Genomic DNA, 13,159 nt, shown 5'->3' with positions numbered 1-13,159 from the left:
GATGTCTGCTGCCACGGCCTCCCCCACCGTCGCCCAACCGGGGCCCATGGACCTCGTGCGCCTGGTGACGCGCTTCAACCTGCACCCGGAGAACGGCCTGCACCCGAGCTGGCTGCCGGCGTCGTGGCCGGCGCGGCATCGGGTGCCCACGCGCTACGGCCCGGCCGGCCGTGCCGTGCTGGCCGAGCTGCTGCAGCGCCGCCAGGCCGGCGCTGCGAACAATGCATCGGGCCTCGACTTCCAGTTCGACTCGCGTCTCAAGCGCCTGGTGCTGATGGACGCCGCCTCGCTGCGGCGGCTCGCGGCCTACATGGGCTTCAGCGTGCACCTGCCGCTCTTCAAGCAGCGCGGCGGCGCCGGCGCGCAGCTGCGCCGCCAGGCCCGGCGCTACGACGAGGATGCGGTCGACTTCATGCTCGACCGCGTGCCGCCCTTGAGCGAGCTGCAGATGGACCACCAGCCGCTGTTGCAGCGCCCGCTGTGCGCCGGCCGCGTGGCCGTGCAGCGTGGCCATCGGCTGCTGCTCGCGGCTGCGGCACCGGAAGGCGAGGCCGTGCTGCGCCGCCTGCAGCACAAGCTGCCGCGCCGAGTCTCCGAACTCGGCGTGCCCGTGCTGCAGCCCCGACAGCTGCAGCAACTCCATGAACTGATGCTGCTGTGCATCGTCCCCGAAAGGCTGCCGCAATGGGACTGGCTTTTCTGATCACCAGCGAGAACCTGCAGCTCCTGAGCGAGCGCAAGGTGCTCAAGGAGGCCGAATACGCGGCGCTGCTCGATGCGTCGGCCGTGGTCGACACCGCGCGCCAGGAAGCGCGCCGGATCGTGCAGCAGGCGCAGCAGCAGGCCGACGACAGCCGCCGGCAAGGCTTCGAGGAAGGCCTGCGCAAGGCCAAGGCCGAATACGCGCAGCGCCTCGCGGCCGACACGCTGGCCTCGCAGCGCCAGCTTCATGCGCTGCGCACGGCCATGGCACAGATGGTCGTCAAGGCGGTCGGCCAGTTCGTCGCCGAAGCCGATCCGGCCGGACTTTATGAAGCGGCACTCCAGCGCGTCGACTCGCTCGTGCGGCAGGAACCCTTCATCACCATGCGCGTCGCGCCGGCGCAGGAGGCCGCGCTGCGGCAGGCGCTGGCCCGGCTCGGAGGTGGGTCGCAGGGTGGGCTGAACGCGGCGGTGGTGCCCGACCCCGCGTTGCCCGACGGCGAATGCGTGGTGCAGACCGCGTCCGGCACGCTGGAGATCGGCATCGCGGCGCAGATCGAAGCCTTCCGCCGCGCGCTCGAACGCAGCGGCAGCGGCCTGATTCGGGGGGCGGCCTGATGGACACCACCGCCACCATCGTGCGCCAGGCCGCCGTGTCGGAAGCGGCACTCGGCCTCGTGGCCGAGCTCGACCAGCGCATCGGCCGCATCACGCCGGTGGGCATGCGCGGGCGCGTCAGCAAGGCGGTGGGCATGCTGATCGATGCCTCGGGCATCCAGGCCCACGTGGGCGAGCTCTGCGAGCTCGTCACGCCGGGCGAACCGCCGCTGCTCGCGGAAGTGGTGGGCTTTCACGGCAGCACCGCGGTGCTCACGCCGCTCGGCCCCACCACCGGCATCTCCACCTTGACCGAAGTGCTGCCCACCGGCCGCGGCCATGTCTGCCCCGTAGGCGACGGTCTGCTCGGCCGGGTGCTCGACGCGCTGGGCACGCCCATCGACGGGCGCGGCCCGCTCGACGCGTGGCTGCAGATGCCGGTGCACCGCGACCCGGTGAGCCCGCTTGCACGCCGCATGATCGACGCGCCGCTGGCCACCGGCATCCGCGCCGTCGACGGGCTGCTGACGATCGGCGAAGGCCAGCGCATCGGTGTGTTCTCGCCGCCGGGCGTCGGCAAGAGCACGCTGCTGGGGATGCTCGCGAGAGGCTCCACGGCCGACGTGAACGTGATCGCGCTCATCGGCGAGCGCGGCCGCGAGGTGAAGGAGTTCCTCGAGCACAACCTCGGCCCCGAGGGCCTCGCGAAAACGGTGATGGTGGTCTCGACCTCCGACCGCCCGCCGATGGAGCGCATCAAGTCGGCCTACGTGGCGACCACCATCGCCGAGCACTTCCGCGACCAGGGCAAGAAGGTGCTGCTGCTGGTGGACTCGCTCACGCGTTTTGCGCGCGCGCAGCGCGAGATCGGTCTCGCCAGCGGCGAGCCGCCCACCCGGCGCAGCTACCCGCCGTCGATCTTCTCCATGCTGCCGCAGTTGCTGGAGCGGGCCGGGCAAGGCAGCACCGGCTCCATCACCGCGGTGTACTCGGTGCTGACCGAAGGCGACGAGGACGACGACCCCATCGCCGAAGAGGTGCGCTCCATCCTCGACGGCCACGTGGTGCTCTCGCGCAAGCTCGCCGCGGCCAACCAGTACCCGGCCATCGACGTGCTGGCGAGCCTCAGCCGCGTGATGCCGCTCGTGACGACACGCGAGCACCGCGCTGCCGCGTCGCACCTGCGCAGCCTCATGGCCAAGTACCGCGAGATGGAGCTCTTGGTGCAGATCGGCGAGTACCAGCCGGGCACCGACGCGCTGGCCGACGAAGCGATGCGCACGCGCGCCGCCACGCTCGACTTCCTCTCGCAGGCACCCGACACGCGCCACGCCTATGAGCAGACGGTGGCCACGTTGCGCGGCTTCGCACCGCAGGGGCAGAGGACATGAGCATCGACTGGACGCTGCTGGTCGAGGTGCGCGAGCGCCGCCGCACGAGTGCGCTTGAGCTCGTGGCACGCGAGCGCCGCGCTGCCGCCGAGAGCCTGGCCGCGTGGCAGCAGGCGCAGGCGCGGCAGCAGCAGCAGGTGAACGCCAAGCTGCAGCACTGGCAGGCGACGGCCGGCGCGCTCTCGGGGGGTGAATGCCAGGTGGCGCACCTGCGCCAGGCCGGCGCCTGGAGCGGCGCGCTCGACGCGCAGATCGCGCAGGCCGGCGAAGCGGCCGCCCAGGCCGGCCAGGCTCACGCGCAGCGTCAGCAGGTGCTCGACGCGAGCCGGCTCAAGCTGCGCGCGGCCAGCGGCGAGCTGGAAGCAGCCCAGCAGATGCAGCAGCGCACCCGCAGCGAGGCACGCCGCCAGCGCGAGCAGCGCCTCGATGCCGCCACCGAAGAAGCCGCCGCGCAGGCGTGGTTGTCGCGCCGCGCGAGAGCCTGACACGGGGTCGCACGATGGGAACGCTCGAAGTCGCCAGCCTGGAGAAGTTTTTCACCGCGGTCGCGCTGACGATGCCGCGCCTCTTTGCGATCTTCGCGGTCGTGCCCTTCCTCTCGGGCGGCATGATCACCGGCGTCGTGCGCAACGGGCTGCTGCTCATGCTCGCGATCTTCATGTCGCCGGTGGCGGGCGACCTGCCGCAGGCGGGCATGGGCACCTGGGTGCTCATCGCCGCCAAGGAGGCGCTGATCGGGCTGATGCTGGGCCTGGGCTTCGGCATCTTCATCTGGGCCATCCACAGCGTGGGCGACCTGATCGACTTCCAGACTGGCTCGAGCAACGCCTCGTTCTTCGACCCGGTCGCCGGCCACGAGAACGGGCCCACCGCCGAATTCCTCGGCTGGACGGTGATCACGCTCTTCATCTCGGCCGGCGGGCTGCTCGCGATGCTGGGCGTGGTGGTCGACTCCTACCGGCTGTGGCCGGTGGGCTCGTTCTTCCCCAACCTCGGCGCGGTGCTGGAGCAGTTCGCCATCCGCCAGGGCGACACGCTCTTCCTGTGGATCGTGAAGCTCGCCTCGCCGGTGATCGTGGTGCTGCTGCTGGTGGAGCTGGGCATGGGGCTCGTCGGGCGCATCGCGCCGCAGCTCAACGTGTTCGTGTTCTCGCAGCCGCTCAAGAGCCTGATCGCGCACCTGATGATGCTGCTCTTCCTCTTCTTCGTGTACGAGTCGCTGCAGGAATTCCTGCGGCCGGAGAACGGCGTGCTCGACTTCCTTCGCACGACGCTCTAGGCGAACGACCATGGCCGAGAAGGACCAGAAACCCACCCCCAAGCGGCTGCGCGACGCGCGCCATCGCGGCGAGGTCGTCTTCAGTGTCGACGTCTCGTCGACGGTGGTCTTCGCGGTCGTGCTGGTGTCGGTGTGGCTGGGCGGCGCCACGCTCTTCAGCCTCTTGCGCGAGCTGTGGCTGCACGCCACCAGCGGCACCCTGCTCGCGCGGCCCGACGACCGCTTCGGCGAGCTGATGGTGCACACCGGCGAGACGCTGCTGTGGGGCACGGTGCCGGTGATGGCGATCGCCGCGGTGGCGGGCATCGCCGGCTCGCTCTTCCAGGTGGGCGGGCTCATGGCGTGGCAGCGCCTGAAGCCGGACGTGAACCGCTTGAACCCGGCCGAGGGCTTCCAGCGCATCTTCTCCACGCGCAACCTCGTGAACCTCTTGAAGATGGTGGTCAAGACGGTGCTGATCGCCGCGCTCATGTTCGTGGTGATCCGGGCCTACCTCGACACCGCGCTCAAGCTCGGCTACGCGCGGCCGTCGGCCATCATGGTGGCGGCCTCGCACATGGTGCTCGTCACCTTCGCGTGGGCGGTGGTGATCTACGCGGTGATGGCGCTCGTCGACTACGCGCACGAGCACTACGAGTTCATGAAGCAGCAGCGCATGTCCATCGAGGAGGTGCGCCGCGAATACAAGGAAAACGAAGGCGACCCTACGCACGCCGCGCGGCGCCGCTCGGCCTATTTCGAGGCGGTGTACTTCTCGCTGGCCGACCGCGTGCGCGCGGCCTCGGCGGTCATCCACTCGGCGCGGGTGGCGGTCGCCCTGCAATACCTCGGCGAGCACGACCTGCCGCGCGTGATCGCGAGCGGCGAAGGCGAGATCGCCGCGCAGATCCGGCGCTTCGCGAGCGAAGGGCTGATCCCGATGGAGTTCGAGCCGGCGCTCGCCGAGCGGATCTTCGAGGAAGTGCCGCAAGACCAGGCCATCCCCCGTGCGCTCTACGCGCCGGTGGCCACGCTGCTGCGCTGGGCGCAGGGCAGCGAACCATGAACACGACGACAGAAAGGATGCAGCCATGCTGATTGCCGATGGTGGCGGAGGATCCCGCCCGACCGTGGTGCCGACCGTCAACCCGAGCACCACGCAACGCCCGCCCTCGACGAACAACGGCGGCAGCACGCAGTCCGACGCCGCGGAGCGTGCCCGCGAGTTGCAGCGCCAGATCGAGGCCTTGCTGGAACGCATCCGCGAGATGCAGCGCCAGGCCGCCGAGGCGCGCAAGCGTGCGCTCGAAGCGCAGCAGAAGGCCGAGGCCGCGCGCAAGGCCGCCGAGGCGGCCCGTGAAAAAGCCGAGAAGACCAAGGCCATGGCCGACGAACTGGCCGCGAAGAAGGCGGAGCAGGACTACAAGCTCGCCGACGCGCGCATGAAGAAGGCCAACGCCGACGTGCAACAGAAGGACAAGGAGATCGCCCTCGCCAAGGCCCAGGTCGCGCAGAAGAAGGAGCAGAAGAAGAGCGCCGACGGCACCGCCTCTGCCGAGACCGACAAGAAGGTGAAGACCGCGCAGGACGAGCTCGACGCGGCCAAGCGCACCAGCACGCTCAGCAACGACTACCTCGACTACCAGGAGAAGGAGACCAAGGCCGTGGCCGCCGAGGCCAAGGTGCAGGAGCTGACGCCGGTGGCGGGCCGGCCGCAGTCCACCGTGACCCAGGCCGAGTGGGACAAGCTCACCGCCGCGCAGAACGAGGCGAAGACGCTGCGCGCCGACGCCGATGCGGCCAAGACGAAGTTCATGAACGACGTCGGCGCCGAAGCACCGATCGAGTTCTACGGCCCGCAGACGGGGCAGCCGGCGACGCAGGTGCCCGGTGGTCAGAACCTCGCGAACGACCCGCTGCACTCGCCGCTGCTGCAGTTCCTGCAGGTCACGCCGCCGCTCGGGTCCAGCCCCGGCAGCACCCTGGTCTACCCGACGCTCGGCCCGCAGCTCACGCCCGACGTGACGAAGACCCTGGGCGGCATCGCCGACGGCAAGACCGTGGAGCAGATCGCCAAGGACCGCGGCATGACCACCGACGAGGTGGTGGCCGAGGCCAAGGCGGCCGGCGTCACCATCGAGGCCGGCAAGCCCGAGGGCGACACCCAGGCCACCACGGTCAAGCGCGGTGACGCCACGCTCGTCTACACCCGCAACACCCAGGACAACTCGCTGACCGTCAAGGGCAGCTTCGCCGACCCCAAGGCGCCCGGCGGCACCAAGACCATCGAGGCCACGCGCGACAAGGACGGCCGTTTCATCCAGACGGTGAAGGACGACAAGACCGGCGACACCACCACGCACATCATCGACCCGAACAAGGGCACGCGCACCGACATCGTCGTGCACAAGGACGGCAGCAAGGTCGAGACCACCACCGACCTCACCGGCGCCACCGTCACCCGCCCGGTCAAGGCCGGCGAGGACTACCTCGACGTCGCCAAGGCGGCCGGCCTCACGCCCGAGCAGCTGCTCGCGCTCAACCCCGACATCGACTACGGCAAGCCGCTCAAGGAAGGCCAGCAGATGGTGGTCTCGGGCGTGCGCACCACCACCGTCACCACGAACAAGGACGGCACGAAGCTCGAGAAGACCGTCGAGAGCGACGGCTCCATGCACGTGGTGGCCACCACCGCCGATGGGCGCCGCATCACGCTGATGGGCGACCCCGAGGTGGACAACAGCCCTGGCGAGAAGATCCGCAAGGGCCTGTTCGAAGAGAACAAGACCGTCGCCCAGATGGCGAAGGAAATGGGCCTGAGCGAGGACCAGGTGCTCGCGGCCCTGCCCGCCGGCACGGTGCACGTCACCCAGCCCACCTCGGACAACGGCGACGTCGAGACCCGCACGATCTTCGATCCCAAGACCAACAAGGTGATCGTCGAGACGCACGACTGGCAGCACGACAGCAGCTCGCGCCAGGTCATCGACGAGAAGACGGTCTTCAAGGTCCGCCAGTACGACGCCGACAGCGGGCAGTGGGTGATGGCCAACGTTGCGGGCGGCGTGGGCTACATGCAGAAGCTGGCCGACGACCAGGGCGCCCGCGTGGGCGACCTCGACCAGCAGATCAAGGACCTCGACAACACCATCCGCCAGTACACGCGCATGGGCGAGCCGACCAGCGAGCTGCTGGAGCAGCGCCGCCAGCTCGTGGCCCAGCGCGACACCGCCAAGGGCGAAGCCGACATCGCGCAGGCGCGGGCCACCTCGGCGCAGCTCAAGCAGCAGCAGGTGCAGCTCGACAAGATCGCCGCCAACGCCTACCAGCGGCAGTTCGTGGCGCGCCCCGGCAGCCAGGAGCAGAAAGACGCCACGCAGACCCTGAACGACATCCTCGCGCTCACCGACAAGGTGGACCGGCTGGTGAAGTCGGCCGACGTCGATGTCACCTTCCTGATCGCCAACCTCGACCGCCAGCAGAAGCACACCGCCAAGACCGAGGCCGACACGAAGCTGCAGGACGCCTTCCAGGAGTGGAAGGACGAGGTGTGGATGTGGCAGAACGTCGACGACAAGACGCGCCAGCGGCTGGAGGCCGACGGGCTGCGGCCGAACCACCGTGTCTTCGGCAGCAGCGACCAGGAGAACGAGGCTGCCTGGGAGGCCTTCAAGTCCCAGCAGGAACAGTGGGACGAGTACGGCTACGACGGCTCGACCCCCCAGGAGCAGGCCGCGCGCAATGCCTGGCTGCAGCGCAACCAGGCCGGCGCCGCCGAGCTCGATGCCAACGACCGCTACTACACCGTCTCGATCGACAAGGGCAAGGCCGACGCCCACGTGATCCAGGGCGACCTCGACCGTTTGCAGGTGAAGAAGGACGCCTGGGTCGCAGCGAACCCGAAGGACTTCTCGGAGAACTTCCCCGGCGTGAAGGGCGAGCACGGCGGGCAGGCGGAGCTCGACCAGCTCAACGACCAGCTCACGCAGCTCAAGGTCGGCCAGCTCGAAGATGCCAAGGGCCAGAAGTACAACAACTACCTGAAGGGCCTGTCCATCGACGAGCGCGAGGACCCGAAGAAACTGGAAGAAGCCAACCAGGCGTATGGCGACAAGTACGCCAAGGACCTCGAAGGCCTCGACCAGCAGATCAACGACCTGCAGATGGCCGGGCTGCGCAACCGCGCCAAGGTTTCCGAGGACTACATCGCACAGTGGGCTCGCGACAACCCGGCCCTGCAGTCGCAGCTCACGACGCTCGAGACGACCAAGGCCGGCAACGTGCGCATGGCCGACCACCTGATCGAGCAGCGCGAAGCGCTGCTGAACGGCTCGCACGAGGGCCGGCAGCTCAAGAGCGCGCTGGCGATGAAGTACGACACCCAGTACCGGCTCACCCAGATCGGCGATGCCGACGTGGCGAGGGTGCAGAAGGACCTCGACGGCATCGACAAGACGGTCGAAGGCCAGACCTGGCTGCGCGACGTGTTCTCCGACAAGGCCGAGGACTCGCAGCACTGGACCCAGGAGCAGCGCGACAAGGCCCAGCAGCTGCGCGACGACCTCGCGGCCGGCAGGATCACGCTGACGCAGTACACGAAGGACCAGGACGCGCTGATGGACAGCTACGGCTTCAAGTCCATCGACATCGGCCAGGACCTGCAGGACAGCAACGAGACCTGGGCGGTGGTCGACGACGCGGTGCGCATGACCGTCACCGCGGCGGCCGGCATCGCCACCACCATCGCCACCGGCGGCAACATCGCGGCCGGCATCGCGGTGGGTGTGGCCGTGAACCAGCTCTGGGACACCAGCAACGATGCCTATGCGGCGGCGAACGGGCACGACATCTACGCCGACGGGCACTCGTCGCTCTTCACGCTCGGCGTGCGAGGCGCACGCACCGCGTTCGGCCACGACAACCTGACCTACGAGCAGACGATGTTCACGCTCAAGGACGACGCGGTGGACGTGGCGAGCGCAGCCGTCACCGGCACCGGCGCCGGTGTGGGCCTCAAGACGGCCGCGTCGCTCACGGCCAAGACGGTGGCAAAGAAGGGCCTTGCCGACGGCACGCTCAAGATGGGCAGCCGGGCTTGGGTCGGCTCGCGGGCCGGCATGGCCGCGCAGGGCGTCGATGGTGCCGGCCGCGTGGCGGTGGAGACGCTCCACGTGGGCCTGGACGGCAAGCTCGGCACCGAGGAAGGGCAACAGCGCATCGGCGTCACCGTCACCAACTCGCTGGCGGGCCTGATCACCGCGCCCTTCACGGGCGCCGCCTCGGCCGCGATCCCGCTCAACCCGAACAAGGTCTTCAGCCCGCAGCTCGTGGCGCAATTCGGCAACGATGCGGTGGGCAGCCTGGCCACCGGCGAGCTGAGCGCCCAGATGAACTACGGCCGGCACATGAACGGCGGCGAGCTGTTCACGGCATCTCTGCAGGCCCTGCCTGGCACCGCGCTCAACGTCGCAATGCACCCGGCACTCCACACCAAGGCCGACCCCCAGGCCACCAACACCACCACCGGTGCCAAACCCGTGGTGGCGGACCCGCTGCTCGACGGCAACCGAATCGTGCCGCGCACCGTAGGCCGCCGCAGCTGGGAGGACGTGGCGGCGAACGTGCAGCCCCTGATCGACCGGCACCAAGCGGCGGGCCAGCCCGGCGCCACCGTCAAGCCCTTCAGCCCTTCGGCCGGCGAGACGACGGTCTTCAACTTCCTGCGTTCGGACCCGGCGGCGGGCTCGGGCACGGTGTTCGTGGTCAGCCGCCTGGGGCCGACCGACACGGTCTTTGGGCACAGCGGCGGCGTGCGAGCCCGCAACAGCGACACCTACGACAACTTCGCCGACGCGAGCGCGGCTGCCGCGCGCCAGGGCGGCGCGTGGGTCAACCGCGTGCAGCCGCACACCGACCGCGTGCCGTTGCACCTGCGGGTGCGCGTGCGTTCGGACGAGATCGTGGGGTCGATCCACGTCAACAAGAACGGCGATGCGCTGCCCTACGCCATTCCCAACACGAAGATCGGCGACCTGCGAAAGCTCAAGACGGGCGAACCCACGGTCACGGATGGCCTCAAGGGGCGCCTCTCCTCTACGCCGTCCAACGCCCGCATCAACCCGCTGCAGATGATGAGCATCGGCGCCGGCATGCGGCTCACGAGCGAGGTCGTGCGGGCCTCCACCGGCATGGTGATCGACGGCGGCTGGCTCAGCGGGCGGGTGGCGAGCATTGCGCCGGGGCCGCTGTCGAGCTTCGGGCGCTGGGCCTACCTGTCGTCGTCGCAGCGAGGCAAGGAAGCGCTGGCCGCTGCCACCGTGGGCAAGACCGACAAGGCCGACAAGCTCATCAACAAGGTCATCAACGGCATGGGTTTCCGTGGCGACAAGGTCATGAGCGACGCCGATGCCAACCAGCTCAAGCTCAACATCAAGGCGGTCGGCACGGCCGGCAAGGACGTGCAGCAGGCGCTGAAGGACATGGGCGCCGACGCGCCCTCGGACAAGCACTTCCGCCTGCACACGCTCGACGACCCGGCCAATGCGGTGACCACCCTGTACGGCGACTACCTGACGGTGCCGGGCATGCGCAAGTTCCTGCTCGGCCTGCGCACCGAAGGCGGCGGTGAGTTCGAGGGGAAGACCCGCACCGAGACGCGCGACACGCTGCTGAAGCGGCTCGATGCGATGAGTGCCGACGAGTTGCAGCACGCGCGCGACACGTCTGGCCGGCCGGAAGCCCGCTTGCTGCAGAAGTTCCCAGGCGTCTACGACCGGTTCAGCCGCACTGCCGACGGACGCGCCAACCTGCGAACGGCCCACGACAAGCTCTTCAAGACCTTGATGGGCATGGTGGAAGACAACGGCAAGCTGAGCATGACCAAGGCCGAAGGCCTGGGTGGCAGCACCAACGCGCCGTCGACGCAGCTCGGCAAGTTCAGCCGCCGCGCGGTGATCCTCACCAACCTGAACCTGGCCATCGGCGCCGGCTTCAAGGCGCGGGCGGCGGGCGACGGTTTCGTCACCAACTTCGCCAATGCGGCCGACGGCTTCACGCTCGGCACGGCGGGCATGAACATCATCTACAACGTCAAGGTCGAGAAGCTGGACGCGGCCAAGACGCAAGTGAAGGCAGAAGCCCAGGCTGCCAAGCTGAGCGAGGCCGAGTACCGCAAGCAGAACCCCGCCGCCGACAAGCTGGTGACCGACGCAGAGACGGCGAAGAACAACTGGAACAAGTACCGCGACTTCGCCGGCATCACGAGCGGCCTGCGGGCCTATGGCCAAGGCGCGCTGATGATGCAGCTCGACTTCAGCGCGCTCCCGAATGGCAGCCTGATCCAGGGCACGCTGGTCGGGGCCTCGTTCGCGCAGGGCACCTTGACCATGGGCTGGGTGGGTCTGCAGCAGATCAAGCCGCTGCGCAACGGTACGCTGCCCAACCTCACCAAGATCGCCAAATGGACGACCGCGGGCGCGATCGTGCTGGTGCCCCTCGTGTCGCAAGCCATCACGAAGATCTTCCAGCCCGCGGGCGAGAAACGTGAGAGCTACGCCGAGGAGCTGTGGAAGAAGCTCTTTCCCGACCACACGCCGGTGGAGAAGAACGGCGGCCTGCCGTGGACGATCCCGGACACGCATGCCGGCGACCCACAGCACGTTTCCGACAAGCGCGTGGCGGCCGAGGAGCTGCCACGACTCGTGCCGGTGTACGTCACCGTGGACGGCAGCCGGGCCGGCACCCGCACCCTGTGGGGCATCGCGGGCGAGCACACCGACACGCTGTTTGCCGACCCCGCCTCGTTCCAGACGCGCATCGAGACCGGGGCCGACCAGCAGGGCAACCCCGCGCTGGCCCAGTTGCTCAACTTCAACCCGCAGTACAAGCCAGAGCTCAACGATGGCCAGGTCACCAACGCCAACGGCGACCCGGACACCTTGCTGAATGGCTGGCAGGTGAAGGTGGGTGACCGCTGGAGCACCGCCGCCTGAAAACGACACGGGCCGCCTCGTGGCGGCCCGTGTTCACGAGGCGGCAAGGATCAGAAGTCGTACAGGATGCCCACCACGATGCCCGACGGGTCGGCGCCACGGTCCGCGGCCGTCACGTTGAGCGGGTTCACGCCGAAGCGGTAGTTGGCGTTGGCCTGGTTGTCGATGCGCGTCCAGTAGGTGTAGAGCTGCGCGCCCTTGAAGATGGTGTGCTCGTAGCCCAGCATGTAATAGCGCGCGCCCGAGTCGGCGCCACGGAAGAGCTGGTTGCCGTCGGCGCCGGCGATGGTCGTGCCTTCGGGTGCGGAGCCACCGACCGCACCCGCTTTGCTGAAGCGCGCACTGATCGCGCCCTTGGGCCCCACCGGCACGGCGGCACTCAGCGCGGCGTACTTGCGCTTGAGCGTGCCGGCGGCCACCTTGTAGGTGAGCTCGTTGTAGCCCGCGCCCACATTGAGGAAGCCGAAGTCGTAGTTCGCGCCGATGCGCCAGGCGTGATCCTTGAAGCCGGGCTCGTTGAAGTTGCGGTGCTGCTCCACGGCCAGCGCTGCCTTGAGTTTGTCGAGGCGGTAGTTGAACGACAGGCTCACGAGCTTCTTCTGCTCCGACGAGCCCTTGTCTTCGTTGTCGAGGCCGTATTGCAGGGAGGCGCCGAAGCCCGAAAACTCGGGCGTGTCGTAGCGCAGCGAGTTGCTCTGCCGGCGGCCGAAGCCGTTGGACGAACCGCCGAGCATGGCGATGCCGCCGTCGTCCTGGATGCCGGTGCCTTTGAAGCGGTCGGTGAGGCCGCCCAGGTCCTTCATCGGCGTATCCATCTTGCCGATGCGGATTTTCCCGAAAGTGCCTTCGAGACCTGCGAACGTGTCGCGTCCCGCGAGGGTGTCGCCACCAGCGTCCCAGCTCACGCCGGACTCGACCTGCGCGAAGACCGTGAGGCCCTCGAACTGGGTCGACGCGCGCACGCCCAGGCGCGACGAGTTGCTCGACACGCGCTGGTTGCCCGAGAAGGCCTCGGCCGCGGGTGTGCCGCGCAGTTCGGTCTTCTCGAAGTCGAGGTTGGCGCGGCCGTAGATCGTGTACTGCTGCGCCTGCGCGCCGCTGGCGGCGGCGAGCGCGGCGATGGCGAGCGTGAGAGAGGTGAAGGTGAATCGCATGAAGTCTCCGTTGATGAGCCCGCTGCAGATGGCGGGACTGGTCCCGATGCGGACCACGCGCATGTG

Annotated in this window: 8 protein-coding genes; 7 read left to right on the top strand and 1 reads right to left on the bottom strand. The window is 68.9% G+C overall.

Annotated elements, in window-relative coordinates:
* Window positions 1-46: 46 nt before the first annotated feature.
* The 7 genes from RXV79_RS04045 to RXV79_RS04015 are packed head-to-tail and all read left to right on the top strand — an operon-like array spanning window position 47 to window position 11,939.
* Window positions 47-703 (top strand): type III secretion system protein, encoded by a 657-nt coding sequence (locus RXV79_RS04045; protein WP_316702191.1) that lies wholly within the window; start codon window positions 47-49, stop codon window positions 701-703.
* Window positions 685-1,320 carry a type III secretion system stator protein SctL gene (sctL, locus tag RXV79_RS04040; RefSeq protein ID WP_316702190.1) on the top strand — a complete coding sequence of 212 codons (636 nt, stop codon included), beginning with the start codon at window positions 685-687 and terminating at the stop codon, window positions 1,318-1,320. The genes RXV79_RS04045 and sctL overlap by 19 nt, the downstream gene beginning before the upstream one ends.
* Entirely contained in the window at window positions 1,320-2,690 is a 1,371-nt protein-coding gene (locus RXV79_RS04035) for a FliI/YscN family ATPase (RefSeq protein WP_316702189.1), read from the top strand. The genes sctL and RXV79_RS04035 overlap by 1 nt, the downstream gene beginning before the upstream one ends.
* The gene (locus tag RXV79_RS04030) at window positions 2,687-3,175 is read left to right on the top strand and encodes a serine kinase (protein WP_316702188.1); all 489 of its coding nucleotides are present in this window, start codon (window positions 2,687-2,689) and stop codon (window positions 3,173-3,175) included. The genes RXV79_RS04035 and RXV79_RS04030 overlap by 4 nt, the downstream gene beginning before the upstream one ends.
* A 14-nt stretch (window positions 3,176-3,189) precedes the next feature.
* On the top strand, window positions 3,190-3,969 hold the full coding sequence (gene sctT, locus RXV79_RS04025) for a type III secretion system export apparatus subunit SctT (protein ID WP_316702187.1): 780 nt from the start codon (window positions 3,190-3,192) through the stop codon (window positions 3,967-3,969).
* A 10-nt stretch (window positions 3,970-3,979) separates the two neighbouring features.
* Window positions 3,980-5,014 (top strand): EscU/YscU/HrcU family type III secretion system export apparatus switch protein, encoded by a 1,035-nt coding sequence (locus RXV79_RS04020; protein WP_316702186.1) that lies wholly within the window; start codon window positions 3,980-3,982, stop codon window positions 5,012-5,014.
* 25 nt (window positions 5,015-5,039) lie between these two features.
* Complete coding sequence (locus RXV79_RS04015) at window positions 5,040-11,939, top strand: hypothetical protein (protein WP_316702185.1); 6,900 nt, start codon at window positions 5,040-5,042, stop codon at window positions 11,937-11,939.
* Between the two features lie 50 nt (window positions 11,940-11,989).
* Here RXV79_RS04015 and RXV79_RS04010 read toward each other — a convergent pair whose 3' ends face one another.
* Entirely contained in the window at window positions 11,990-13,093 is a 1,104-nt protein-coding gene (locus RXV79_RS04010; protein ID WP_316702184.1) for a porin, read from the bottom strand.
* Between the last annotated feature and the right edge of the window lie 66 nt (window positions 13,094-13,159).

Origin of the sequence: Piscinibacter gummiphilus (assembly GCF_032681285.1) — a bacterium.
Classification (GTDB): domain Bacteria; phylum Pseudomonadota; class Gammaproteobacteria; order Burkholderiales; family Burkholderiaceae_C; genus Rhizobacter; species Rhizobacter gummiphilus_A.
This window is presented reverse-complemented; position numbering and strand designations above follow the sequence as displayed.

Coding starts and splice junctions, on each gene's coding strand:
- sctL (WP_316702190.1), top strand. CDS start 685: ATGGGACTGGCTTTTCTGATCACCAGCGAGAACCTGCAGCTCCTGAGC.
- RXV79_RS04035 (WP_316702189.1), top strand. CDS start 1,320: ATGGACACCACCGCCACCATCGTGCGCCAGGCCGCCGTGTCGGAAGCG.
- RXV79_RS04010 (WP_316702184.1), bottom strand. CDS start 13,093: ATGCGATTCACCTTCACCTCTCTCACGCTCGCCATCGCCGCGCTCGCC.
- RXV79_RS04015 (WP_316702185.1), top strand. CDS start 5,040: ATGCTGATTGCCGATGGTGGCGGAGGATCCCGCCCGACCGTGGTGCCG.
- RXV79_RS04030 (WP_316702188.1), top strand. CDS start 2,687: ATGAGCATCGACTGGACGCTGCTGGTCGAGGTGCGCGAGCGCCGCCGC.
- RXV79_RS04045 (WP_316702191.1), top strand. CDS start 47: ATGGACCTCGTGCGCCTGGTGACGCGCTTCAACCTGCACCCGGAGAAC.
- RXV79_RS04020 (WP_316702186.1), top strand. CDS start 3,980: ATGGCCGAGAAGGACCAGAAACCCACCCCCAAGCGGCTGCGCGACGCG.
- sctT (WP_316702187.1), top strand. CDS start 3,190: ATGGGAACGCTCGAAGTCGCCAGCCTGGAGAAGTTTTTCACCGCGGTC.